Origin of the sequence: Methylosinus trichosporium OB3b (assembly GCF_002752655.1) — a bacterium.
GTDB lineage: Bacteria > Pseudomonadota > Alphaproteobacteria > Rhizobiales > Beijerinckiaceae > Methylosinus > Methylosinus trichosporium.
On record NZ_CP023738.1, the window covers coordinates 132770 to 156770 of the forward strand.

21 protein-coding genes and 5 pseudogenes are annotated in these 24001 nt (G+C 63.2%); 6 read left to right on the forward strand and 20 right to left on the reverse strand.

Going from position 1 to position 24001, the window contains the following annotated elements:
- Positions 1–426 precede the first annotated feature (426 nt).
- The 6 genes and pseudogenes from CQW49_RS21785 to CQW49_RS26375 form a co-directional block, all read right to left on the reverse strand.
- Complete coding sequence (locus CQW49_RS21785; protein WP_003615874.1) at positions 427–2922, reverse strand: TonB-dependent siderophore receptor; 2496 nt, start codon at positions 2920–2922, stop codon at positions 427–429.
- A gap of 159 nt (positions 2923–3081) precedes the next feature.
- Positions 3082–4026 (reverse strand): FecR family protein, encoded by a 945-nt coding sequence (locus CQW49_RS21790; RefSeq protein WP_003615876.1) that lies wholly within the window; start codon positions 4024–4026, stop codon positions 3082–3084.
- Positions 4027–4133: 107 nt separating this feature from the next.
- Positions 4134–4634, reverse strand: coding sequence for an RNA polymerase sigma factor (locus CQW49_RS21795; protein WP_003615877.1), 501 nt, complete (start codon positions 4632–4634; stop codon positions 4134–4136).
- A gap of 598 nt (positions 4635–5232) precedes the next feature.
- Positions 5233–6200, reverse strand: a pseudogene (locus CQW49_RS21800) (ISAs1 family transposase); the annotation flags it as partial.
- A 302-nt stretch (positions 6201–6502) separates the two neighbouring features.
- The gene (locus CQW49_RS21805) at positions 6503–7123 is read right to left on the reverse strand and encodes a transposase (RefSeq protein WP_081735791.1); all 621 of its coding nucleotides are present in this window, start codon (positions 7121–7123) and stop codon (positions 6503–6505) included.
- A gap of 59 nt (positions 7124–7182) precedes the next feature.
- Complete coding sequence (locus CQW49_RS26375; protein WP_420845627.1) at positions 7183–7386, reverse strand: IS110 family transposase; 204 nt, start codon at positions 7384–7386, stop codon at positions 7183–7185.
- Positions 7387–7512: 126 nt separating this feature from the next.
- Between CQW49_RS26375 and CQW49_RS25775 the strand changes: the two genes are divergently transcribed.
- Both CQW49_RS25775 and CQW49_RS21820 read left to right on the forward strand, forming a co-directional pair.
- On the forward strand, positions 7513–7944 hold the full coding sequence (locus tag CQW49_RS25775; protein WP_003613796.1) for a hypothetical protein: 432 nt from the start codon (positions 7513–7515) through the stop codon (positions 7942–7944).
- A gap of 481 nt (positions 7945–8425) precedes the next feature.
- Positions 8426–8800 (forward strand): response regulator, encoded by a 375-nt coding sequence (locus CQW49_RS21820; RefSeq protein WP_003613797.1) that lies wholly within the window; start codon positions 8426–8428, stop codon positions 8798–8800.
- Between the two features lie 43 nt (positions 8801–8843).
- Here the strand turns inward: CQW49_RS21820 and CQW49_RS21825 are convergent, their stop codons facing one another.
- The 10 genes and pseudogenes from CQW49_RS21825 to CQW49_RS26385 form a co-directional block, all read right to left on the reverse strand.
- On the reverse strand, positions 8844–9695 hold the full coding sequence (locus tag CQW49_RS21825; RefSeq protein ID WP_003613799.1) for a ParA family protein: 852 nt from the start codon (positions 9693–9695) through the stop codon (positions 8844–8846).
- 61 nt (positions 9696–9756) lie between these two features.
- Complete coding sequence (locus tag CQW49_RS21830) at positions 9757–9993, reverse strand: hypothetical protein (RefSeq protein WP_003613800.1); 237 nt, start codon at positions 9991–9993, stop codon at positions 9757–9759.
- The gene (locus CQW49_RS26195; protein ID WP_338065221.1) at positions 9993–10577 is read right to left on the reverse strand and encodes a chemotaxis protein CheW; all 585 of its coding nucleotides are present in this window, start codon (positions 10575–10577) and stop codon (positions 9993–9995) included. The genes CQW49_RS21830 and CQW49_RS26195 overlap by 1 nt, the downstream gene beginning before the upstream one ends.
- Positions 10578–10802: 225 nt before the next feature.
- Positions 10803–11474 carry a hypothetical protein gene (locus tag CQW49_RS26200; protein ID WP_338065222.1) on the reverse strand — a complete coding sequence of 224 codons (672 nt, stop codon included), beginning with the start codon at positions 11472–11474 and terminating at the stop codon, positions 10803–10805.
- 280 nt (positions 11475–11754) lie between these two features.
- On the reverse strand, positions 11755–11982 hold the full coding sequence (locus tag CQW49_RS25780; RefSeq protein WP_244593414.1) for a hypothetical protein: 228 nt from the start codon (positions 11980–11982) through the stop codon (positions 11755–11757).
- Between the two features lie 532 nt (positions 11983–12514).
- Positions 12515–12577 (reverse strand): annotated as a pseudogene (locus CQW49_RS26380) (hypothetical protein); the annotation flags it as partial.
- Between the two features lie 49 nt (positions 12578–12626).
- Complete coding sequence (locus tag CQW49_RS21845; RefSeq protein ID WP_338065223.1) at positions 12627–12983, reverse strand: response regulator; 357 nt, start codon at positions 12981–12983, stop codon at positions 12627–12629.
- 25 nt (positions 12984–13008) lie between these two features.
- A pseudogene (locus tag CQW49_RS21850) lies at positions 13009–13848 on the reverse strand (CheR family methyltransferase); the annotation flags it as partial.
- Positions 13845–14090, reverse strand: a complete 246-nt coding sequence (locus tag CQW49_RS21855; RefSeq protein ID WP_157926099.1) for a HEAT repeat domain-containing protein — start codon at positions 14088–14090, stop codon at positions 13845–13847. The pseudogene CQW49_RS21850 and the gene CQW49_RS21855, both read right to left, overlap by 4 nt.
- A 651-nt stretch (positions 14091–14741) precedes the next feature.
- Positions 14742–15077: pseudogene (locus CQW49_RS26385) on the reverse strand (chemotaxis protein CheB); the annotation flags it as partial.
- On the opposite strand from CQW49_RS26385, the gene CQW49_RS26390 reads away from it, so the two are divergent.
- On the forward strand, positions 14979–15287 hold the full coding sequence (locus tag CQW49_RS26390) for a hypothetical protein (protein WP_244593419.1): 309 nt from the start codon (positions 14979–14981) through the stop codon (positions 15285–15287). The pseudogene CQW49_RS26385 and the gene CQW49_RS26390 sit on opposite strands and share 99 nt — an antisense overlap.
- 111 nt (positions 15288–15398) lie before the next feature.
- On the opposite strand, the gene CQW49_RS26395 is transcribed toward CQW49_RS26390, so the two are convergent.
- The 4 genes and pseudogenes from CQW49_RS26395 to CQW49_RS21875 form a co-directional block, all read right to left on the reverse strand.
- Positions 15399–15584, reverse strand: a complete 186-nt coding sequence (locus tag CQW49_RS26395; protein ID WP_244593415.1) for a response regulator — start codon at positions 15582–15584, stop codon at positions 15399–15401.
- 10 nt (positions 15585–15594) lie between these two features.
- The gene (locus CQW49_RS26465) at positions 15595–16158 is read right to left on the reverse strand and encodes a chemotaxis protein CheW (protein ID WP_476738598.1); all 564 of its coding nucleotides are present in this window, start codon (positions 16156–16158) and stop codon (positions 15595–15597) included.
- Between the two features lie 264 nt (positions 16159–16422).
- Positions 16423–17124, reverse strand: coding sequence for a chemotaxis protein CheW (locus CQW49_RS26220; protein ID WP_338065224.1), 702 nt, complete (start codon positions 17122–17124; stop codon positions 16423–16425).
- Between the two features lie 14 nt (positions 17125–17138).
- Positions 17139–19064 (reverse strand): annotated as a pseudogene (locus CQW49_RS21875) (methyl-accepting chemotaxis protein).
- Between the two features lie 1069 nt (positions 19065–20133).
- Here CQW49_RS21875 and CQW49_RS21880 point away from each other — a divergent pair.
- The 3 genes from CQW49_RS21880 (at position 20134) to CQW49_RS25810 (ending at position 23892) form a co-directional block, all read left to right on the forward strand.
- Positions 20134–21165: a methyl-accepting chemotaxis protein gene (locus CQW49_RS21880; RefSeq protein ID WP_157926100.1), complete on the forward strand. Its 1032-nt coding sequence runs from the start codon at positions 20134–20136 to the stop codon at positions 21163–21165.
- Between the two features lie 125 nt (positions 21166–21290).
- Positions 21291–21992 (forward strand): response regulator transcription factor, encoded by a 702-nt coding sequence (locus tag CQW49_RS25805; protein WP_003613809.1) that lies wholly within the window; start codon positions 21291–21293, stop codon positions 21990–21992.
- Between the two features lie 1144 nt (positions 21993–23136).
- Entirely contained in the window at positions 23137–23892 is a 756-nt protein-coding gene (locus CQW49_RS25810; RefSeq protein WP_274541241.1) for an ATP-binding protein, read from the forward strand.
- The last annotated feature ends 109 nt before the right edge of the window (positions 23893–24001 follow it).

Sequence of the window (24001 nt, forward strand, 5' to 3'; positions counted from 1 at the left end):
TGATAGCCATAACTTCCTCCTGAAGACGTTTGTGTTGAATTAATCCAATAGCAGCCGTTTCTATTGGTTAGTCGCATGCAACGTCTATCATTCAACAAGTCAAACATAAAATAAAACTCTAAATGTGTAAATAGATTACGAATAATTTTTTGATGTATACGTATTAATACGATATGTTATATTTGTAGTATGTATAAATTAGATGCGCTATGTTTCTGCATCTGGCGCCGACGCCGTCATCTGCGACGCATTTCCGTGCCCATAAGCTTGCATATGATGCCGAATTCATCCGAAATCTGGCTCTGCGCCACGGATCAGGAGCGCCCCTCGCACGCGCCCCGCCGTGGGCGAGAGCGCGCATGTCCCGAATATCGAGATTGTGCGAGCCTGCTCGACTGATCATCGGCTCGAAACGATGCATGGCGCTCAGAACTCCACCCGCATCGAACCCAAAAAGGTGCGGGGCGTTCCGGTCAGGATCGTGTAGCGATCGGCCGCTGTCTGGTAATAAGTCGTATCGCCGATATTCTTGATGTTCAGCTGGCCCGTCACGGTGTAGCCGGCGATATTGGTGCTATAGGCGACCATGCCGTTGACCAGCGTATATGCGGGCAGGACGAAAGAGTTCGCATTATCGCCGAACGCGCTATCGACGACGGTGACGCCGCCGCCGAGGCTCCAGCCGCTGAACTCGCCGTCAGCGTCATATTTCACCCAGAGATTGCCATAGTTGCGCGGACTGCCCGGCAGCTTGGACCCGGCGATGGCGAGCTGCGTGGTGATGAGCGTCGCCGGATTATAGGAGCTCGCGCCCTGCACGGTTCGCACGTCGTCATGCGTGTAATTGGCGATAATGCTCCAATTGTCGTCTACGCGGCCAGTGAGATCGAATTCGAAACCCTGGCTGCGCGCCTTGCCGATCAGCAGCGTGTTGTTCGCATTGGTCGGGTCCGTATAGGGAATATTGGTCTTGAAAATGTCGAAATAGGACGTAGTCAAGGTGAGCCGCTTGTCGAGTAGCTCCGCCTTCAGCCCGCCTTCGAACATCTCGCCTTTCTGAGGCTCCAGCGTGGCGCCGAGGCGTGTCGAATTGCCGACGCCGAAAGATCGTGTGAAATTGCCATAGAGCGAAAGCCACGGCTGCGGCTGATACACCACGCCGACTCGCGGGCTGAATGCGGTGTTGTATGTGGTCACATAGCTCGCCTCCGCGTCCACATAGGACTTGCTGACCTTGTTGTTGCTCGTCTCGGCCCAATCATATCGTCCTCCGACTAGCACGCGAACCGTGTCGTCGAAGAAAGACGCCATATCCTGGCCATATATGCCGGTCCATTTCTGTCCGGACTTGAGAAAATAGGGATTGCTGTAGGGAGTTTCGACCTGCCAGGAGTTCGGAGCGTAGATATTGATCGAGCTGAGCGTAGGCCGATATTGGAGGTTGTTGGGGAGATAATTCTTGAGCGCGTCGAGCCCGAGCAATATCGAATGGCCGATTGGGCCCGTGTTGAATTTGCCTTTCAGATCGAGATTGGTCGCGAAGGTCCGATCCGTCGTGCCGGGAACGAGGAAGGCGTAGCGGCTGAGCACGCCCGTCGATTGATCGAAGCCCAGGGCCGCCATATTCACGTTTCTGGTCGCCATGCTGGTGTAGCTGAGCCGATTGGTCAGGCTCCAGCCGGGCAGGAATTCGTAGCTCATGTCGTAGGCGATGCGCCGACGGTCGACGTGATCGGGCATGCTGGTCATCAGCGAAGCCGAAGACAGATAGCGGCTGACGGGAATATTAGCCGGGCCGCCACCGACGGCCGGCAAGATGAAATAGTCGTCGACCCAGGTCCGATTCTGATATTCGAAATCGACATTTATGCGAAACTGCTCGACAGGATGATAGCTGATCGTCGGAGCGATGAAGAAATTTCGATCCGTCACGAAATTGCGATAGGAATCGGTTCGATAAAAGTCGCCGTTGATGCGGTACAGCAGCGATTTGTCCGCCGTCAGCGGTCCTGTGGCGTCGATCGTCGTCCGGGTCCCGCTATAGGACGTCACCTGCTCCTGAATGGAGAAGTATCGCGTCTCCAGAGGCCGCTTGACCACGAGATTGACGATGCCGCCCGGCTCGCCTCTGCCGAACTCCATCGCCGCGGGGCCTTTCAGCACCTCGATCGATTGGAGATTGCTCGTGTCGAGGTTGCGCACCCGATATTCCATCAGGCCGTTCTTGTACATATTGCCGAGCACGTTGAAGAAGCCGCGAACCTTGAACACGTCGAGCTGCGCGGTCGAGGGCGTGACGCCGCTGACATTGGTGAGGAGCGCATCCCCGACGGAAATCGCCTGCTGATCATCCATCGCCTGGCGCGTCACCACGCCAATGGAAATCGGCGTCTTCATCAGCGGCGCGTCCATTTTCAATGTGGTCGGCGCGCTGTCGGCGCTATAGCCGGTACGCCTGTCTCCGGGCCCCAGGCCAGATCCCGGTCGTCCGGCTCCTCGCGGCCGGTCTCTTTCGGAGCCGATGTCGATCGTCGGCAGCGGCGTAGCGCCGACCTCGTTCGCATCGGTGCGCGTTCCGCCGGCCTGCGCCAGAACGATCAGCACCGATTTTCCGTTCGGGGACAACTCGAAGCTCAGCCCGGTGCCCGACAGCACTTCCGAGAGCGCCTCCGCGAGGTTATGAGGTCCGGAGAGCCCCCCGGTCCGATGCGAGCGAGTCAATCGCGAATCATAGACGATGCGCACGCCGCTCGCGTCGGCGATGCTGTTGAGCGCGGTCGAAATCGGACCGGCTGGAATGTCATAGCGGCGGACGATCTCGGCGATCTCTCTCTGCGACATCTGCGCATGCGCTTCCGCGCGCTCCGCATTCGATCCGAATGCGAGAGCGCTCATCGCGGTCACGATGGCCGTCGCGCCCATCTTCCCACCCCTCGCCGACTTGCTTCCGTTACGAATCCGATCCGACATCTGTTTTGGTCCCGTCCCGTCGCTTGGCGGCAGACATCGCGCCTCCCACTTTGACAAGGACGGAACTCCCCCTCCTCCGGGGAGGTCGAAGAGTAAAAAATTTTCTTCTTTTTATCCCGTGAGCACGATGAGATAGCCGAGATCGAGCGCACGCAGGCCGAGAGCCTTCTCGATCGCGGAAATCGCGGCCATCGGCTCCGCCGCGTCGAACACGCCGCTGACGCGACGCTCTCGGATCGAGGGATCGAGAATCACAATGTATCCGCGCAGATAATGACCGAGGACGGAGACGACCTCCGTGAGCGGTCTGTCGTCGAAAATCAGCTTTCCGCGCCGCCATGCGGTCACATGGGCGACCTGGACCCGATATGGATCCACCGCGGCGACGCCCGGCCCAAAAGCGCTCTGTTCGCCTTCATCGACGATGATCGCCGGACCGCCCGCCATGACTCGCACCCGATGCTGCGCAACCGTGACCTCCGTTCGTTCCCCCGTGGTCGAGATGTCGAAACTGGTGCCGAGAGACGTCACCGAGCCGCGGGCGACCAGAACGGAGAAGGGCCTGTCAGCGTCCGGCGCGACGTCGAACCAAGCCTCTCCCCTCAGGAGCGTGACATTTCGCCTGCCTTCGTCGAAATCCAGCGAGATGGCCGAGCGAGGGCCGAGCTCGATCCGCGATCCGTCCGCGAGCCGAACCATCCGCGTCTCCGCGACGCCGGTGCGGGTCTGCGCCCATATCATGATCCAGGCGTCGTCGAAGCAGACATAGGACAACAGGGCGAAGGCGAGCCCCGCGAGGCCGGCGGTGACACGAACGCGCCGCATCCGGCGCGGCGGTCGCACCTCGAATTCGTCGATGAGCGGCCGCAGGCCTTCGAGATCTCCCCAGATGCGGCAAACCTTCTCGAACGCCTCGCGGTTGGCCGGATCACGTGTCAGCCACAGGACGAACGCCTCGCGCTCCTGTGGCGTCGGGGCTCGGCAATCGAGGCGCGTCCACCATTCTATGGCCGCAGTGCGGCGGCTCGCCCGATCAAAGGAAGCGTCATCACCCATATGTCGCGCCAATCTCCCTCTTGTAGGGCGTCACTGCAGCCGCTGATCCCTTACTGTAACAGGACGTCTGTCGACAGCGGTAAAGGCGATCGTCACGAGGAAAAAGTTCAGTCGAGCGCCGCATGGCACCGCTCTAGCGCCAGCCGGAGATGTTTGAGGACCATGTTTCGGGAAATACCCAGCCTTTGAGCGATCTCGTCCGGCGAGAGATCGTGGAAACGACGCAAGATGAAAACCTCCCGACACTTGGGAGGTAGGCTCTTCAACGCGGCGTAGAATAAGCGGACACTTTCCTTCGCCTCGCAAATCTGTGACGGATCGAGCCCGGCCTCGGCGATCTCGGTCGGAATGTCGCCTGGTGTGACATGCTTGGCCATGCTCTTGGACTGACGGGAGAAGTCGCGCGCGAGATTGATCGCCGTCGTTCGCAGATAGGCGTCCTCGTCGAGGATCGGCCCGATCTCCCGACGCCGCAGGAGTCGCACAAAGGTCTCTTGTAGAAGATCGACAGCGTCCTCGTGGCCCACGCGCCGCGTCAGACAGCCGAGAAGATCGCGCTTGTTGCGCTCGAAAAGTTGGCCGATCAAGCGGCCTTTGGTCTTGGACATGGGCGGGCTTCCGCTGCAGCCGCGAACTCGCAATGACAGCAAAGCGAGAGGCCCCTCGGAGAGGAACTCCCGCCTCGAACGATCTCCCCTCTCTAGGTCAGGGAGAGCGTGTTCAGGACAGATGCGGCGGAGCGCGAGCGAAGTGAGCGCTCGCACAAGATTCCCTCTCGCGGTCGAAGTCGTCGACCCAATTGGGACCGATGCCGGTCGAACTCGGACGAGCGAAAAAAGCGCAAGCAAAGGCGAGAAGCGAAAACAGAGCAGGCGAATCGTCGCGTCCGCCTGCCCCACAGAGAATGCAGCATTGATCGGTCGCGTGGCGCTCCTGGATAGGCGCTCCTCGATCCGACTCGGAGTCGATCCGACAAATCTCATAATCTGAAGTCGCGGAAGAGGTAGAGGCATGAAATCGAAACGCTGCCGCACTTCGTACGGAGGCAATAATACCCTGCAATGCGACCAAGCAAATCAGAGCGCCGATAAGGGCGCTCGCTGCCAGTTTCTTCCGGGATCCCCAATCCGCCATGCGCGATTTGTAAGCTCGGTCTGCGTCATCGGTCAAGGCTGGGACAGGCGACGGCAGGGCTCCGAATCCGGGTTAACGGGCTGAGGTGCCCAATGCGATGGCGAGATAATCCTCGCGCCAGCTGGCGATTTTTCTGCGGAGCTTGATGCTGGTGCGTGTGGGCTTTGTGGCCTTGCGCTGCGGTTTCATCGGCGGCGGGGCCTCGGGCTCGGGGGCGGTGCGGATCATATTGATGGCGAAATGCCTGACGACGGCCATGTTCCGCGCGCCATGGCCCTTGCGCAGACGCGATTGGTCCTCGGCGAAGACGACGTCGAGCACCCAGTGCAGCTGGTTCTCTATGCCCCAATGGCCGCGCACGGCCTCGCCCGCCCGCTTCGCCGGGAGAAGGGCCGAGGAGATGTAATAGCGCGTCTCGAAGCGGCCGCGGTCGGCAAGCTCGGCCTGCGATTTGACGCGTATGATCGTCGCGGCGTTCGGCAGGCGCAGATCGCCCGGAAAGCGCCGTTCGCCGTTCAGCCAGTCGACCTCGGTGATGACGCTCACGCTGCGCTGCTCGATGCGGCCATGGCCCTTGTCGAAATCGACGCATGTGTCGATCCGCGTCGCGGCGGAAAAAGCGCTCTCGATCTCGGCGCGCAGGGTCGGCTGATTGGCTTTGACCGCCAGCAGATAATCGGCGCCCTTGTCCACGATCGCTTGCGCGATCCTGGCGTTGGTGGCGATGGCGTCGATGGAGACGAGCGCGCCTTTCAGCGCGCCGCCTTCGGAAAGGCGATCGAGCAGGACGGGAATGGCCGATAGTTCATTGCTCTTGCCCTCGACCGCCTCCTGGCCGAGCACGAGGCGGCTGGTGGTGGCGAAGCGGAGACGAGATGCAGCGGGGCCTTGTCCTCGGCGCGATCATGACTGCGACGCGAGGTCTTCCCATCGATGGCGATGAGCTCGGGTCGCTCCGGCCAGGTCTCGCGCACCCAGCCAGTGAAGGCCGCCGAGAACAGCGCCGGATCGACGCGGTTCATGAGCAGGGTGAGCCAGCGTCTGTCAATCGGCATCCAAAATTCTTATGACCTTTTTTGCAAGCGGAATCTGCGTGCGCGATCCACCCCGTCTCTTGTGAAGCGAGGGCGAGCATATTCGGCGAGGCAGAGGTCAGGACGCCGGCGTGATTTCGACGGTTGAGCCGTTTCTCATTCGCGGGTTGGATACCGCATACGGAGCTTTCGTCGTAGGGGAGCCTCGGTCTGACCCGCGGAGATCGGTCGTGCCGCTCCTAATTTTGGCGGAGGATCCCTTGACCGGCGCCGACGCCCTGGCCGCTGCCTCGATGTCGTCGCGCGCGTTACGCGCCGATCGTCTTCGGCTCGACCTCCCGCGCGATCGCCCACATGAAGCCGACGAGCTCGCGCGCGATGGCGGTGATCACGATCGGCGCCTTCTTGCCGCGCGCCAGCATGCGACGATATCGCCCGCACAAGCGGATCTGCGCCTTCCAGGCAATTTCACGGAGCGAGACCGCGATCGACTGCTGTCGCAGCATGATCGCCTGACCGACCTTCGCCGGCATGCGATAGGACCAAGAAGCCTCGACGATCAGTCGCCGCGCGACGGTGCTGCCGGCTTTGGTGATGCCGGTCAATTTCCGCTTGCTTCCGCTCGAATGCTCGCCAGGAACAAGCCCGATGAAGGCCATGAGCTGGCGGGGATTGTCGAAGCGCCGCATGTCGCCGATTTCCGCCACTACGCCGGCGGCGACCACGAGCGCGACGCCGCGTAGCGCCTGGAGAGCCTCGACGACGGGGCCGAGAGACCATTCCGGCACGAGCGTTTCGATCTGCGCTTCGATGAGATCCTTGCGGGCGATCGCCTGATCCAGGCGTTGAGATAGGTCTGAAAGGCTATCTGCTGCGCCGGATGATCGAAGCTCTGATTGGCGAGCCAGACTCGATGCTTCTTTTTCCATACCGCGTCGGCATAACGACGACCATGACGGAGAAGGAAGCCCTGGATGCGCTGCCGAGCCTAGCGCAGGTCCTTCGTCGCGGCCTCTCGAGCGCGAATGAGATCGCGCATGGCCTCATGCGCTTCGTCTGGCACCCACACCGATGTGAGCTCTCCGGCGCGGGACAAGCGCGCCAACATGACAGCGTCGCGTCGATCGGTTTTGACGTGATCGCCAGCGCGCCTCGGCGTGTGCGCCGGCGAGACGACTTCAGGGCTCCGAATTCGGGTTAACGGCGGTTAACGGATTGGGTCAGGCGTGATTCCCTATCGGCGGAGTGATTCTGGAGGGCGCTGGCGCAGCTCGGGATCGAGCACATCGCCTCCTACAGCCCGCAGGGGCGCGGGCGGATGGAGCGGCTGTGGGGCACGCTGCAGAAGCGGCTGCCGCCGCTGCTGCGCCAGGAGGGCTTCGGCGCCGATGTGGCGGCGGCGAACCGGTGGCTGGCGAGCGTCTACATGGCGCAGCACAATGAACGCTTCGCCGTGAAGGCGGCGGAAGACGGCAGCGCCTTCGTGCCCTATGCGACGCCGCTCGACGACATTCTGTGCGTCGAGGAGGAGCGCATCGTCGGCCATGACAACACGGTTCGCTACGAGGGGCGCGTGCTGCAAATTCCCGAGGCGCGCCACCGGCATCATTTCGTGAAGGCGAAGGTGAAGGTGCACGAATATGCCGACGGCTCGCTGGCGCTGTTCCACGGCCCGCGCCGGATCGCCGATTACGACGCGGCGGGAACTCTGCTACAAGACAATGCAAGCAAAGAGAAAAGCGCTGCGTAACTCCGCTCCGCGGCGCGACCTGTGGACAGCGTGGACGGCGTGGACGAGCGAAACCGCCCGCCCTGCCCACAGGGACTACAGAAACAGAAGCGGACATTTGATGTGCTACCTAATCCGGACATCTTCAGAAGCTATCGACAGTCCGCGATGTCGCGCGCGACCCAATATTGTCTCTGACAAGGGGGCGCGCATCGACGCGCACGGCGGTCCTCGAGTGACTTTTGAAACCGACTCTCAGCGCCCATCGCTTACGGATTGCATGTCGTCCACGGTAGATCGATGTTCGAAAATCCCATCCCTCGAAGCAGCGCGCTCCCTTCTCCGCCTCGACCGGAAACGGCGCCCCCGGCGTTCGATTGTCGAAACGGTCGACGATCACATACAGAATTTCTTAAGTCCCACCCTTTACGCTGAAGCTAGAGAAGATGCTTTACCAACAGCAGCTTTCGCGCGCAGACACAGGCCGTTCGCGAGGACCCCAATGAAGCCCATTCTCCTGGTCGACGATTCCACCACGATGCTCGCGAGCCTGACCGGCATCCTTTCGAAGGTCGGCTACGCCTTCGCGACGGCCCCCGACGGCCCGACTGCGATCGCCAAGGTGCAGAGCGGCCTGTCGCCGAGCCTCATCATCACCGATTACCACATGCCGGGCATGAATGGCGTCGAGCTCATCGCGCAGCTTCGTCGTCTCGCCCCGACCCGCTTCACGCCGATATTGGTGCTGACCACCGATTCGCAGCAGGAAAAACGCGGCGCCGCGAAAGCGGCGGGAGCCACCGGCTGGCTCGTGAAGCCAGTCGATGCGCTCGCCCTCGTCCAAGTCGTCAAGCAGGTTGTGGTGAACGCCGCCTGAAGGCGGCGAAAGACAGCCACGCCGGAGCACTTCGCCCGTCGCGTCAATCGGCGCGGCGCCCGCCTACTCCATCGAATTCCTCCGCCTTGGCCGAAGCGGCGGCGCCATTCGGTCGCCAGAGCGACAACAGCCGTTCAATGAGCGCATCGTAATCCTGCGCGCCACGGCTCGACGGCGCGTGATCGAATATCGGCCGTCCGATCTCGAACGCTTCGGCGAGACGAATATCCGAACGGATGTGGCCGACGATGCGGCGCTCACCGAACTCCTGCGTCAAAGCGTCGATCATGCGCCGGTGAAGCAGAAATTGCGCATTGGCCATCACCGGCAGCAGCGCGAGATGACGAAGCCGCCGATTGCTGCTCAGGCGCACTTTGAAGAAGATCGAGGTGAACTGCCGCACGCCCTCGACGGCGAGCGGATGCGGCACGAACGGGATCAGCACCGCATGGGCGGCCGCGAGAGCGGTCACCATCAGAGCGTCGAGGGATGGCGGCGTGTCGACGACGACCACATCATAGCGTCCACGGATCGCATCGCTCGACAAGGCCTGCGCGAGAAGGTCGGGCGGCGCGTCCGACGGATGCGGGCGGCGCGTGTCGGCGACGATGAGGTCGGGCCAGGCCGACGGCCCCGACAGCCGCCTTATGGCCGATGCAATCGCCCCGGGGCCCTCCGTGAAAATCTGATGGACATTGGCCTCGCCAGCCGCCGCAACTGCGCCGAACGCCAATCCCGCATGGCCTTGACTGTCCAGGTCGACGAGCAGAGTCGCCAAATTCCGGCGCGCGAGGCCCGCGGCGAGATTGACCGCCGTCGTCGTCTTGCCGGCCCCGCCTTTCCGGTTGGCGACCGCTATCACGAAGGCTCCGCCGTCGGCATCGTCGCTGGTCATGAACGCCTCGCTCCGAAGTGCAGCGCGGACTCACGGTCCCGCATCTCGTCCGGCGATCACATCAAGTCCTGCCGAGCCGCGCCAGCGCCTTCGCGCAGAAGGCGTCTTCCGGCGCGCTCGCGATACGGTTTCTCGACGCAGCGATCGCCTGTAGCGCCGCGGCGTGAAGATGCGTCACGCCGCCCATATGCAGCTCCGCCTTCGGATGCTCGATCATCCATTGCAGCAGCGACGCGGCCGCCTCCACCGTGACATGCCCGCTGAGCACCGCCTTGGCTTTCATCAGACGTTGAGTCATCAGATCAGCTCCTTCAGATCGAGCACCAGCAGCACGCTTCCGTCGCCCAGCAGCGCGCTGCCCGAAAAGCCCGTCAAATGCGTCAGCGGCCCTTCGAGGGGCTTCAGGATCACATCGATCGTCTGGGCGAAGCCGTCGACGATGACGCCGACGGTGTGGCCCGCGACGCGCGCGACCAGCACCGCGAACTCATCGTCGTCATTGGGCGCGGGATCGCCGACGGAGCCGAGCAGATCATAGGCGCTGTAGAGCGGAACGATGCGCCCTCTGAGAACCGCCGTGCGATGCTGCTTGATGATATGAGTGTTCTTGCGCGCCACCCGCACGGTCTCGACCACCACATCGATCGGCACGCCGTAACGCTGGCCGCCGATGTCCACCATCATGACGTTGGAGACGCTGATCGACAGCGGCAGCGACAGGAGAATGCGCGCGCCCTTGCCCTTCTCGCTGGTCAGCTGCACCTGTCCGCCGACCTTCTCGAGGCTCGACTTGACGACATCCATTCCGACGCCGCGCCCCGAGAGGCGGGAGATCTGTTCCGCGGTCGAGAAGCCCGCCGCGAAGACCAGGGATCGCGTCATTGTCGGAGAGCGTCTCCAGCCGCTGCTCGTCGATCAGCCCCTTCGCCAGCGCCTTTGCGCTTGATCACCTCGGGTCTATCCCTTTGCCGTCGTCCCTCCACTCGATCCGAACGCGGTCGCCTTCCTGGAAGGCGCGGACCGTGAGCCGGCCCTCTCGGGCTGCCGGCGGCGCGACGAACGTCGGGGGGCTCGAGCCGTGATCGAGACTGTTGCGAAGGATATGGATCATCGATCGGCGAGCGATTCGACGATGTCTTGTCGGCTTCGGTCTCCTCGCCTTCGATGGTCAGCCGGACCGATTTGCCGAGCTGCCGCGCCACGTCGCGCCGAGGGGGGAAGCGCTGAAAGATCGCGCCGACCGGCAACATGCGCACCTGCATGATGCCGTCCTGCATCTCCTCGGCGATGCGGTTGATGATCGCATATTGCGCCTTGATTCTCGCGGCTGAGCTCGCGTGAGCCGTAATGGGCCTCCGCGCGTCCGGCGAGATAGGGAAGCGCATTCTTGGCGACCACCATCTCACCGATCAGATCCATGAGTCGGTCGACCTTCTCCTGACCCACCTTCAGAACGCGCACGCCGCGTCCGCCGGGAGCTTCGGCGGCGAGCCGCTTGGCCGAAGGAGGGGCCGCCTCGCGCGCATCGAGCAGCTCCGATGCATGTCTGCCCCCACGACAACGAGCGCCGGCGCAACGCGCCGCCTCCACGTTCAGCACGACAGAACGGATGAAAGCGATCAGCCCGCTCGCATCCGCATGTTCGTCACATTCGGCCCGTCCTGTCGAGCTCATCGAGCGCGTCCATCCTGCCGCGGAGATCAGCAGGCCGCAAAGCGCATTGCGGACCGAGGCGATGCGCCCCGGCTGCTCCGCCGTCGTCGACGACAGCGACAGCATTTCGATTCTGCGCGGAGCGCGAGCGCGCGATAGCTCGGGACACTCTCATCGGAGCCGTTCGCGGTCGAGGTCGTGCGTTCCGCCGGCCGGCCCGCCGCCACGCGCTCCCCCGACGGAAACGGCGCGCCAATCGGCCGCGCCGGCCGCCGACGGCTGCGGCGATCAAGGGCCGACGATCTCAGCGCGATCCGTCGAGCCGGCAATCTTCATGATCCAGCGTAGCGCCGATACGCAGGCGCGGGTGGGGTTGATCACGTCTAAAGCGGCTCCGCCGCCGCGCTCAGCCCTCGCCAATCGGCTCGGCGGTGAGCCTGCGCGCTTCGTCCAGGAACGCCGCGGCGATCATATCGGTCGCGTCGATGGCGATGACGCCTCGGGAAGCGCCAGCGCGTAGCGGCGGTATCTCGTAGATCGCCGTTTGATCCCGCACATAGCGGAAGTGGCTCTCGATCTCCTCGAGGCTTGCGTTGGTCAATGCGTCGATGACGAGAATTGGCGCGATAGACATCGAGACTGTCAGGCTCCATGGCTCGGCGGGCCGACGTCGAACAGGAGAAGCCCCGGGTCGTCCGCAGCAGCTGCAACGGATCTTCGCCTTTGAAGAAGCAGTCGGGCGCTGGCCGATAGCGCACCGCGACGGCGTATTCGTCCGGCGCGAGCCGTCGAAAGCCTCGAGACGTTCGAGGTCGGGAATGGCGCTCAGCCAGAACAGTCCTCAGGCGGATCGAGCGGCGCGCACGCCGGCCCCGCTCGCATCGTTTTCCGGACGCGCTTCGCTCGGGCAGCCAGTCGCGCAAGGCGCCCGCGAGCTTCGCCGCGTCGTCCGCGTAGCGGGCGGGAACGGCGTCGGTCGTATCGACGTCGTCTAGCACGCGATTGACGAAGTCCAGGGCCGCGAGCAGTGCATCGGTCAGCTCGGAGTCGATCAGGAGCGTGTGATCGCGCACCCGGTCGAGCACATCTCGGCCGCATGCAGAACGCTCGTCAGCTCGCATGTCGAAGAGGCCGGAATTGCCTTTGAGCGTATGAACCAATCGAAAAATCTCTCCGATGATCGTGTCGTCCTCGGGAGTCTCCTCGAGCAGCAGGAGCTTGTGATCGATCTGATCGAGATAGTCGCGGGCCTCGACGAGAAATTGCTGGAGAAGCGATTCACTGGACCTCCCCCGTCAAAGAGCGGCGGCGCGCAAACAACGCGCCTGTATGCCGCGGCTTGGTGAGATAGATATTGGCGCCGGCTACATAAGCGGCGTGGCGATCTCGGGCTCCGATTCGGTCGACACCATGATCGCCGGCCTGGTGGACGTCGCGGCGCCGGCGCAACTTCTTCAGGAAGCGGTATCCATCCATCACCGGCATGTTCACGTCCACGACGAGGAGATCATAGCGCGTCTGCAGCGCCTTCTCGATCGCCTCGACGCCATTGAAGCACTCGTCGACCTCGAAGCCGAGGGTCGATGAGAATTCGGCGGTGATACATGCGCATGGTCGTGGCGTCGTCGATAACAAGAGCCTTCTTCATATCACAGCGCCTCCCGAGAAGCGGCTTCTGGTAGACGATCGTCGAGCCGAAACGACGCGCTTTGAACAGGCTCGAAATGCGGCTCATCGATTCGGAATGCCCGAGGCAGATGAAAGCGCCGGGGTTCATGGCCTCGTAGAACGCCTCGGCCGCCGCCCGCCGCGACATTGTCGTCGAAATAGATGAGCAGTTGCGGCAGAAAATGACGTCCATCTTCGCGAATCGCGACATGTCCGGCGATCGATGACATTGGCCCGGATGAACTCGACCGAGTCGCGAAGATCCGCGCTGATCTGCCAGCGCCCTGTCCCTGGCGCGAGAAGTAGCGTGCGAGCTGATCGGCGGAGATGCTCTGCACGGAGCGCTGCGAGTAGACCCCTTTGCGCGCTTGCTCGAGCACTTGCGTGTCGATGTCCGAAGCGAGCACCTCGACATCGTAGCTGTCGATGGCGCCCCAGCGCTCCATCAGATGAATGACGATGGAATAGGCCTCCTCGCCGGTCGAGCACGGCATCGACCAGATGCGGATCGGCTCCGCCGAGCGCTTGTTGCGGATGATCTCGCCCAGCAGATGATCGGCAGGCAGAAAACTGATAGGCCTCGCGGAAGAAGTAGGTCTCGTTGACCGTCATCAGATTGGTCAGCGCCTGCGCTTCCCGGCCCGAAATGTCGAGCCGAAGCAGCCGGAGATAGGTGGGGACATCGGCGCTGTCGGTCGCCTTGATGCGATCGGCGAGCGCTCGGTCGACGAAATAGCGCTTGCTGTCGTCGAACAGGATGCCGGTCCTTCGATAAGAAGAACTCCGCAAAGCGGGCGAAATCCTCGGAGCTGATCGTGGTCGTGGCCCTCATGCGCGGCTGCTGATGTGATGGAGAGCGCTTTCGGCGGAAAAGACGATGAAGGGCTCGTGGGAGAAGCGGTCGGCCGCTCGTGATAGCGCGCCTCGAGCGCCCGCGCCGCCGATCTCGACGAGCGCCTCGATGGCCGCCGCGACCACATTGACGTGCTCGTCGCGGTCGACGACGCCGATCAGCCATTGTTCGACCTTGGCGTGACGAAGAACCGAGCACATTGACCAAGAGGATGCGGACATCCGCGTCCGGATCGGCGAGGAGCGTCTCCAAGAGCGGCGCCACGTCATGCGGCAGCTCTTCAATATATCGACGGCGATGTTGCGATGGCGGGTCGTCGGAGCGGAGCATCGGCGGCCCCCCGATCACGACGTTGCGTCCGCCGACACGTGCGAGAGAGACGGCGATGGCGTCGCGAAGCGCGTCGTCCGCCTCGTTCACAGAGCGGCGCAGAGCGCTCCGCCGCGACTTCGCCGAAGCCACGAGACTATGCGCGGCGTCGAGCCGTTGCGCATCGCCCCCTTCTGGATCAGACGGATCAATTCGCCGAGCTCGCGAGACGGACGCACCGTCTCATCGCGGCTCGTCGAGCATTTCGTGTGTCGCCTTGCGATCGGCATGCGTTGTTCCCTCGAGCAAATGTGCGCGCCGCTTTGTCGTCGCGACCGCCTCAATGGGTGAGCCACAATCTGATCTGATCGGCGATCCGGCCGCTCGGCAGAACGCAGGAGGCTCCGCCGCGTTTGATCAGCTCCGCCGGCATGCCGAACACACGGCCGTCTCCTCGCTTTCGGCGATCGTCCTGCCGCCGGCGGCTTTGAGCTCGGCCATCGCTTCAACCCGTCGTTTCCCATTCCGGTGAGCTGGACGGCGACGAGGCTCCTCGGCGGCACGTTGTCGAGCGCGGTCGACACCAGAATGTCCACCGACGGATGCCAATTATGGTCGGGGACTCCGGTTGATTGAGCATGACGAGGCGACCGCCTCGCCGCGCACGGCGAGGTCCGATCCGCCTCGGCCGATATAGACATTGCCAGGGGACTCTCTTTCATATTGGTCGCCTCCTCGACATTGAGCGGGCAGACGCCATTCAAGCGATTGGCCAGCGACGCGGTGAAGGCCGCCGGAAGATGCTGGGCGATCAGCACGGGCCATGGCAGGGTCGCCGGCAGTCGCGACAAGATTTCCTCGAGCGTGCGCGGGCCGCCCGTGGATACGCCCACGAGCACCAGGCCGAACGCTGGCGGTCGGGTCGCATAGGCGCGCGCGCGAAGGGCGCCACATGCGCCGCGAGCGCACGCTCCGTCGCGGGCGCATCCGCGAGCCTGCGCGCGATGCGGCCTTTGACGCGCGCGCTCGCGGCGATGTTCCTTCTCGACGAGCTTGCGCGCGATGTCGTCGATCGAGAGCGAGATCGTGCCGCCGGTTTCGCGATATAATCGACCGCCCCGAGCGCGAGCGCTTCGAAGGTCGCGAGCGCGCCTTCTTGGTCAGCGAGGACACCATGACGGTCGGCGTAGGCCGTTCCGTCATGATGTGGGATAGGGTGGTCAGTCCGTCCATCTCGGCATGTTGATGTCGAGTGTGATCACGTCGGGCTGAAAAGCGCCGAGCTCAGAGAGAGCCTCCCGCCCGTTGCGGGCGGCGCGAATCTCGAACCCCTCCGAGGTGAGAAGCGAGGTCAGATGCTTGCGCATCAGCGCCGAGTCGTCGACGACGAGAACTTTCAGTCCCATGTGCCGATTCTCACGCAGCGAGCTCGCCGAGTTCCGTGTCCGAGAGCAGAGCGTCGGGATCCATCAGCATGATCACGCGCTTCTGTTTCTCGAGATTGGCCACGCGTCCGAGAATCCGGTGCTGATCGCGGACAGCTTCGGTGCGGGCTCGATGGTCGCGCGCGGGATCTTCAGGACCTCGGTCACCGAATCGACGATGAAGCCGGTCCGCCGTCCACTGATCGCATAGACCATGATCCGCTGGCGGTCGTTGCGCTCGATCGTGGTCAGATCGAGGCGGCGGCGCTGATCGATGCGGCAGCACCGCTCCGCGCAGATTGATCACGCCTTCGACGAAGGACGGCGCTTTCGGCACATGGGTGAGCGCCTCGGGCACGCGCACGATTTCCTGAACGGTGGCGATCGGAACTCCGAACTCCTCGCCGCCGAGCCGGAAGACGACGACCTGCTCCTCGTCTTCGATCGTGTCCTGCTCTTCTGTGTCACCGTCGGCCAAGTCCGTCTCCATTTCGTTGATCGCAGCGAGCGTCTGACGCATCTCGGCGTCGGTGAACATGCGGGCGGTGTCGAGCACGGACACCAGCCTCTGCCGCCGTCGAGGCGGCAGACGGCGGATATTTCCTCGAGTCGGCCTTTCTGCGAGAGAATCGACGGCAGGAGCTCCGTTTGCTCGCGCGGCACGCGCAGCACCTCGTCGACAGAATCGGCCACCACGCCGACCGCATGGCCTCCCGCAGACCGAGAACAACGATGCGCTGCGTATCGGTGGCGCTCATCTCGGAGAGCCCGAGCAGGGCTCTCAGCGAGACCAGCGGCAACAGCCGTTCGCGCAGTGTCATCAGCCGAGAACATGCGATGGTGCGTTGGGGACCGCCGCCATCCGCTCGGGCATCTGCACGATCTCCTGCACGGCGACGATGTCCGCGGCGTATTCCTGCCCGTCGATGTGGAAGGAGACGAGCTGGATTTCGTCCACATTGGCGTCGTCGTCCTTGGTCTCCCGATCGTCCGCCGTCTCGCCCGCCATGTCCAGGCCGATCGTCCGACGCGCCATCCCGCTGGAAAACTCCCGTTCGATCAGGGCGGAAAAGTCGATGATCATGATCAGCTCGCCATTGGCGTTCTTGACGACCCCGGTGAGGAATTTGGAATCGCCGATGGCGCCAATCGAGTTGGCCGGTTCGATGCTGGCCATGTCGACCGCGATCACGCTCGCCACGCGATCGACCACGAAGCCGAGAGGCGAGCCGAGATTGATGACCAGGGCTCGCGTCGCTTCGTTCTCCTCGACATCGGAGAGGCCGAAGATTCGCCGTAGATTGACGATCGGCAGTATGCGGCCCCGCAAATTCGCGAGGCCGAGCAGCGACGGCGGCGCGAGCGGCACCTGCGCCAGCCCCGGCACCCGTATGATCTCCTGCACCGGCGCCATGGGCGCGGCGAAAATTTCGCCGGCCACCTGGAAGGTGACGAACTGATTGTCGTTCGTCTCGATCTCGGGCGAGTCTTCCTCGTCGAGGACCATGTCGTCTGAAGACATTCGAAGCGCTCCCGTCAGGCGGCCGTCTGCAATTCGTCGGCGAGAGAGGCGACCTGCTCGACCGCGTTGGTGAGATTTTCGGCGCCCTGCGACTGTTGGCGGGCGGCGCGGCGGCTTCGTCGGCGGCGCGCTCCGCCTGCTGGGCGGCGGCGGAGATTTGCTCCACCCCGCTTCGCCTGACCGATCGCGGCGGCGATCTCGTTGGCGGTCGCCGATATATCGATGGCGCCGCGCTCGACGTCCGAGATGTCGTTCTCGATCGTCACGAGATTGGCGGTCGTCGCCTTGGCTTTTTCAACCTCGACGAGCGCAGCTTCGACGATTTCGTCGAGATCACGGCTGACGGCCTGGATCTGATCCTGGACATTCTTGACGAGGTCCTTGATGCGATCTGCGTTCTCGGCCGAGTCGCGGGCGAGATTGCGGATGTCCGTCGCCACAACGGCGAAGCCCTTGCCGTATTCGCCGGCGCGCGCGGCTTCGATCGAGCCGTTGACGGCCAGCATGTTGGTCTGGATCGACACATTGGCGATCGCTTCGACGATCTTGTCGATCCTTCGGGAGACGACGCCGAGATCCTTGACCTGATCGATCGAGGAGCGCGTGGCCGTAGCCGAGGCCTGAATCCCGGAGATCAGCTGATCGACGGCGACCTTGTTGGCGCCGAGCACAGACTTGATGGTTCCGAGCTTGTCGACGCTCGCCTGGGATCGCGCCTGCGCGATCTCGAGACCACGCTCGATCTGTCCCATGGCGGCGGCGCTCTCGGCGGTGGCGGAGGCCGCCGTCTGCGCGCCGCGGCGAATCTCGTCGAGCGCCGACAGGATTTGCGTCGCGGAGCGATTGATCTCCTGAATAGCGGTCGAAAGCTCTTCGGAGGAGGAGGCGACCTCTTCGGAGCTCTTGGCTATGTCGGTCGAATTGCGCAGTTCCTCGGAGAGCTCGGTCAGCGCCTGCGCGGTCTGCTCGCATTCGGCGAGAGCCTGCGCCTGCTCCTGCACCGACTTCGCCGATTCCTCGGCGGCGGCCGATTGCTGCTCGGCGGCCGCCGCGATTTCCTCCGAGCCCTTCAAGGCCTGGAGGGCGGCGGCGTTCGACTGCGTCGCGCCGGTGGCGATCTCGCGCGCTCCATCGACGATCTCGAGGGCGTTGCCGCGGATTTGCTCGAGCTGCTCGGTAATGGTCTTTCCCTTCTCGACCTCACCGTTGATCGTTGCGGCGGAGGTGTTGATCCCCTGGGTGATCGCCTTCACGTCGACCTGGATCTGCCCGACGAGATCGGCGATCTGCTTGGCGGATTTCTCTGAGGTTTCCGCCAGTGTGCGCACCTCGTCGGCGACGACCGCGAAGCCTTTGCCATGCTTGCCGGCGCGGGCGGCCTCGATGGCGGCGTTGAGGGCCAGCAGATTGGTCTGATCGGCGATGCGGCCGACGGCCTTGACGATGTCGCCGATATTGGCGGCCTGTCGCTCTAGCTCGGCGATGAGCTTCACGGAACCGGCCTGCCGTTCCGCGGCGATCGACACATTGGAGATGACCGTGGCGATCTCGGCGCCGGTGCGCTGAACCAGCGCCGTCGTGGCCTCCGCCTTGGTCTGGCTCATCTCGGTGGCGCGGAGCTGGCGGGAAATCGCTTCGCCCATCGTGCGGCAGGCCCCCAGCGATTCTTGCGCGGCGCCGGCTGCTTCGGCGGCGCCCGAGGCGATCTGATCGGTCGCCCGTTTCAACTCCTCGGAGGAAGAAGCTGCGTCCTTGACGCCGCTTGAGATCTCCGTCGTCGCCGCGGCGATGCGCTCGGCGGCCTGCTGCTGCTTGGCGAGCGTGCGCGCCCGCTTGCGTTGCTGATCGGCGTCGCGCGCTCCGGCTCCAGCCGCGCGCGCCTGAACGACCTCGGTCATCGCGTCGTTTATCTGCCTCTGGTATTTTTTGACGATCGTCATCCTCTCCGCTCCTCGATCGGGCGCCAAATCAAGACGGATCGAATAACTATTATGCATTGCTTGCGTGAGGATGGAGTATCAGTAGTATATATGTAAAATGTATTTCATTTTAAGAAAATTTACTATTTATTATTATAATAAATATGTCGTTTTACTTCGTTTTACATTTTGATCGTTTTGTAGGCGGGCATGCGTCGTACAAAGCAAATAGCGGCGTTGTTTCGATCGATCTCGCGAGCCTCTGTCGATGAGGTCCTTGTAGATCGTGCTTTCGATCGCAAATTAAGGAGTAAATATTTCTACGTCCGCCGAGTGATTTCATCGCGTCGAGACAGATCTGGCGTTCTCGTAAGCTATTGCTATCCTTGCCTTCGTTCCATCAGGTCCGATCATGACGGCGAGCGGAATCGGCGAGGCTCGTACGACCGGCCGCGGCCGTGGAAGCGTTTCGCCGATATTGCTGCAACGGCAGGAATTTACCCATTTTTACAATCGGAAGAGCTTTATTTAAGAGCGCATAGCTCAATCTGCCCGCAGACCATTCGGGAATGCGATCCCGGAAAAGCCACGCGCCGCTTTCGGCAACGGCTGAAAGCCGTCTCGGAAGCCCGAAGGCGCTCGCTGGCGATCTTTCGTGGCTGCAATCGGCCTCGACCTCTTCGTCGCGACGATGCTCGGCGCGCGCGATCGACTGGACGCTCGAGAGCGCGCCAGCCGATCTCGAGAAGCGGCGAGTCGAACGAGGAGGGAAGACGAGATGAACCAGATCGATCGAACGCCGTCGCTCGGCGCGAGCCTGCCTGGGGGCGCCCTGACCGCGGCCGTGTTGTCGGCCGCCGCCGCGATCAGCGTCGACCTGTCGCTCTGGGCGTCGCCGAACGGCGCGACGTCGCTCATCGCTTTCGGCGCTCTGCTCGCCGGCTATCGCCTGGCGAAGGACGCCGCCATCGAGAACAGCGGGACGGCTCTCGCCCGGGCCGAAAAAAGACCGCAGGCGGCTTTCGACCAGACCGTCCCCGCGGGCGAAGCCGCATCGACCGCGTCCCTTGCCACCGCGCCGCCTGTGGCCATGGCCGTCGTGGAACGAACCGATTTCGAGACTCTCGTCACGACCTTCGATGGCTTTCCGCTATATGTAGATATATTGAATCGTCAGCTCCGGGCCATCAGCGACACCAGTAGCGAAGCCGCCGAGGCGCTCCTCTCCGATCTGTCCGCAGTCGACCGACGGCTCGAGACACTTCTCGATCTCATTCGACAACGTCAGGGCCAGTCCGAACATCATATCAATGCGGCTCTGTGCGATATCGAGCAGAGCCTGTCCGCCTACAAATCTCTCCTCGCCGATTTCGGCGCAAGCGAACGGACAAGGGCCGGGAGCGAGGCGGAGAACGCGGAGAGGTTCCGATGTAAGATCGCTGACGAAACAAAAGATTTGCTCGGCGCCCTCCATGACGTGCGTAGAATCGCCAAACAGACGACCATGCTTTCTTTCAATGTGTCGATCGAGGCCGCGCGCGCCGGCGAGCTAGGACCGGGCTTTTCCATTATCGGCATGGAAATTCGTACGCTCGCCGAGGAGGTGCAGCAGTTGGCGAACAATTTGCATGCGCGCGTAACCGCGCTGATGACGTCGATCAGCGACAGCCTGCTGGCACAATCCGAGGCTCGCGAGAAGCATCATCGGGAAGCAATGGAAAGGATCGCGTCCTTTCTTGACGGACTCTCGGGAAATCTCGCCCGAGTTCTGCAGCAGCAAGTTCGCGGATATCATGCCGACCTCATCAAGCAGATGGCCAACGAGAACGAGCGTCTCGCCGAGCCCATCATGGCCATGATGGGCAGCATCCAGTTCCAGGATATCGTCCGTCAGCAAGTCGAGCAGCTCGTCGAAATGTCCTCGGCGGTGGGTGCGCATATCGCCACGCTCCGCGGTAGGCTGGACGAAACCGGCCGACCGTCGCCGGGCGAGCAGAGCCTCGCCGATCTGCTGGATGGCCTGTCGTCCGACTATGTGACCGAGGAGCAGCGCAACGTCCATCGGCTCGCGAGCCGCGGTAGGGGTATCGTCGATGTCGCTCCGCGGATCGAGCTGTTCTGACGGCGGCCGGTCCCGATGGTCCACGCTTTTTCCCTCCGACGATCAGCGATGGCGAGAGTCGCGAGCTTCATTCATCGGTCGCGCCGTCGCGCATCGAACAAAGGAGAGACCAGGTCGAGGGCGACATGGACATATTGATCATCGAAGACGATCCAGCGGTCTGCCAGACGATCCGCAACGCTTGGCCCAGTCCCGGCGACGTTCTTCGTTTCGTGTCGGGCTACAACCAATCGCTCGGCCTGATTCTCGGTCCGGAGCTCGCCTTCTTCGATGCGATCGTCGTCGACATCCATCTTCCGGACGGCGACGGTCTCAGCATTCTGCGGTCGATTCGGCGCACATCCTCCCTGCCGATCGTGATGATCTCGGGCTGGGGAACCGCCGAGTCGCGCGCCGACGTTTTCGACGTCGGGGCCGACGATTATCTGATGAAACCCTTGTCGGTGCGCGAGCTTCAGGCGCGTATCGCCCGGCTGGTCTCGGTGCGGGCGAGCACGTCCCGCGCCGCCGCTCCCGCCATCTTTCAGATCGGGAAAATCGTCTGCGATTTACAGATGCGGCGGCTGCGCCGACACGACCGAATGGTGGGGCTCACCGACACCGAGGGCCGCATTCTCGGCTATCTTCACGAGAACGCCGGACGCAGCTGCAGCAAGTCGGCGATCTACAAGCATGCGTTCTTTCGCGAGTATCTCTCCGGCGACAAGACCCTGGACGTGTATATCGGACGCTTGCGCGCAAAGCTTGCCAGCCTCGACAAGGACAGTGTCGCGCTGCTCCAGACGGTTCGCGGCTCCGGATACAAGCTCGAAAGCTCCGGGTCATAGGTCCTCGCGCCCGAGCCGGCGCGCCGCGTCGACCGCAGCGCGACGCGAATATGGGCGTTGCCTCGACTCCACCTGCGCTATCAACCGGCGTGTCGTCGGCGCTCTTGGCGACGTGTCGATGTCGTTCGACATGCTCATATTACGCGGCGAGCCCGATGTGACGTCAGAAGACAGCCCCGAACATGATGCGCGTGACGAGCTGGCCCGGCTGATCGATGTCCTGCACGCGACGCAGCAGCGCATCCTCGATCTGACCGAAGCGGATGCCGACGTGCTGGCGCAGGCCTCCGGCTCTCTGCTGCGGCTGCCTGTCGTTCAGGCGCATCTTCGTGATCCGGCGATCGCCCGCCGAAGCGCCGAGGCGGAACGGGACGCTATTCTCGACGCGATTCCGATGCATGCGGCGCTGCTCGGCGCCGAAGGCGACATTCGCGTCGTCAACGCCGCTTGGCGAGCCGGCGTCGCCGAAACGGGAGACGATCGAGGCTGTCGCGTCGGGGACGACTATCTCGATTTCTGGCGGTGGGAGAACTCATGCGGCTGCGCCGATGCGGCCGAGGCGATTACGGCGATCGAGGCCGTTCTCGATCGCCGGCGCGGGAGCTTCAGCCAGGATTGCCACATCGCATCGCTCTCCTCGCGCGTCTGGCTTCGACTGATCGTCGCGCCTCTGACAGACGACGTATCCGGGGGCGCGCTCGTCCTTCATATCGACATCACCGACGACAGGCTGACGCGAGAGGGTCGGCAGGAGATCGGGGAGGCTCTCGAGACCTTGATCGACCGATCGCCGCTCGCGATCCTCGTCTATAAGAATTTCGCGCCCATCGCCGCCAACAAGGCGCTGGCGGATCTCCTCGGCTATGCCGACGAGCGCGGGATCCTCGCCTGGACCGATCTGCGCGTCGCGCTGCTTCGACATCTGACGCCCGACACCCATCAGCGCTTGACGGTCCATCTGACCACTCTCGCGCATGCGCGGCCCGCGCCGGCGCGATTCGATTTCACGGCGCGGAAGCTCGGCGGCGCGCGGCTCGACCTCGAGCTGCGGGTCGCCGCTATAAAATGGCGCGATCAGCGCGCCTTTTGCGCGATGATCACCGATGTGACGCAGCAGCGAGCCGCCGATGAACGGCTTCAACACATGCAGCGTCTCGACGCGCTCGGCCAGCTCACCGGCGGCGTCGCCCACGACTTCAACAATCTACTGACGGTCATCATGGGCAATGCCGAAGCGCTCGAGGCGGGCCTCGTGGCGGACGATCCGCGTCGCAGCTGGGCCGAGCTGGTGCGCGTCACCGCGCAGAAGGCCGCCGCCGTCACGAGCCGGCTGCTCGCGTTCGCGAGGCGGCGGCCGCTCGAACCGAGCGTGATCGACGTGGCGGAAGTCGTCGCCGGATTGACATCTTTCCTCGACCGCGTGATCGGGAGCCGCATCGCCATTTGCTCCATCAGCACCGGCGCGCCGCTCTATATTCAGGCGGACGTCTCACAATTCGAGAACGCAATTCTCAACCTCTGCCTCAACTCCCGTGACGCCATGCCGAATGGCGGCTCGATCATCATAGAGGCGGCGGATGTCGAGATCGGCTCCGCGCAACCATCCGAGCCCGCCGATCTGCCTCCCGGCCGCTATGTGTCGATCACCGTCGCCGACACCGGCCACGGCATGGATCGCGAGACGCTGTCCCGGGCCGTGGAGCCATTCTTCACGACGAAGGAGACCGAGAACGGAACCGGGCTCGGCCTCAGCATGGTCGTCGACTTCGTCGAGCAGTGCATGGGCGCCGTGTCGATCGCCTCCGAGCCCGGAAAGGGCACGAATGTGCAGCTCTGGTTTCCCCGGCAGAAGATCGATGTCCGCGAGCAATGCTTCGACGCGGACGACGATGTGCAATAGCAGACTTCACCGCAGCCGCGTCGAAACCGTTCCTTCGCCGCCGAAATGCGGCCTCGGCCTGTCCTCGATAGCGCGATTACCGCTCTGCGAACGCGATAGCGGCGGCTTC

Bases quoted from the DNA above. Each gene is read 5' to 3' on its own strand.
- CQW49_RS26395 (WP_244593415.1), bottom strand. From the start codon at position 15,584: ATGGGACTGAAAGTTCTCGTCGTCGACGACTCGGCGCTGATGCGCAAG.
- CQW49_RS21880 (WP_157926100.1), top strand. From the start codon at position 20,134: ATGGCCGTCGTGGAACGAACCGATTTCGAGACTCTCGTCACGACCTTC.
- CQW49_RS25805 (WP_003613809.1), top strand. From the start codon at position 21,291: ATGGACATATTGATCATCGAAGACGATCCAGCGGTCTGCCAGACGATC.
- CQW49_RS21830 (WP_003613800.1), bottom strand. From the start codon at position 9,993: ATGACTCAACGTCTGATGAAAGCCAAGGCGGTGCTCAGCGGGCATGTC.
- CQW49_RS21820 (WP_003613797.1), top strand. From the start codon at position 8,426: ATGAAGCCCATTCTCCTGGTCGACGATTCCACCACGATGCTCGCGAGC.
- CQW49_RS26200 (WP_338065222.1), bottom strand. From the start codon at position 11,474: ATGCTGTCGCTGTCGTCGACGACGGCGGAGCAGCCGGGGCGCATCGCC.
- CQW49_RS21790 (WP_003615876.1), bottom strand. From the start codon at position 4,026: ATGGGTGATGACGCTTCCTTTGATCGGGCGAGCCGCCGCACTGCGGCC.
- CQW49_RS25775 (WP_003613796.1), top strand. From the start codon at position 7,513: ATGGAGCGGCTGTGGGGCACGCTGCAGAAGCGGCTGCCGCCGCTGCTG.
- CQW49_RS21785 (WP_003615874.1), bottom strand. From the start codon at position 2,922: ATGGGCGCGACGGCCATCGTGACCGCGATGAGCGCTCTCGCATTCGGA.
- CQW49_RS26220 (WP_338065224.1), bottom strand. From the start codon at position 17,124: ATGTCTTCAGACGACATGGTCCTCGACGAGGAAGACTCGCCCGAGATC.
- CQW49_RS25780 (WP_244593414.1), bottom strand. From the start codon at position 11,982: ATGTCTATCGCGCCAATTCTCGTCATCGACGCATTGACCAACGCAAGC.
- CQW49_RS26390 (WP_244593419.1), top strand. From the start codon at position 14,979: ATGCTGGGCGATCAGCACGGGCCATGGCAGGGTCGCCGGCAGTCGCGA.
- CQW49_RS21825 (WP_003613799.1), bottom strand. From the start codon at position 9,695: ATGACCAGCGACGATGCCGACGGCGGAGCCTTCGTGATAGCGGTCGCC.
- CQW49_RS25810 (WP_274541241.1), top strand. From the start codon at position 23,137: ATGCAGCGTCTCGACGCGCTCGGCCAGCTCACCGGCGGCGTCGCCCAC.
- CQW49_RS21795 (WP_003615877.1), bottom strand. From the start codon at position 4,634: ATGTCCAAGACCAAAGGCCGCTTGATCGGCCAACTTTTCGAGCGCAAC.
- CQW49_RS26195 (WP_338065221.1), bottom strand. From the start codon at position 10,577: ATGACGCGATCCCTGGTCTTCGCGGCGGGCTTCTCGACCGCGGAACAG.
- CQW49_RS21805 (WP_081735791.1), bottom strand. From the start codon at position 7,123: ATGGAAAAAGAAGCATCGAGTCTGGCTCGCCAATCAGAGCTTCGATCA.
- CQW49_RS21855 (WP_157926099.1), bottom strand. From the start codon at position 14,090: ATGTCCGCATCCTCTTGGTCAATGTGCTCGGTTCTTCGTCACGCCAAG.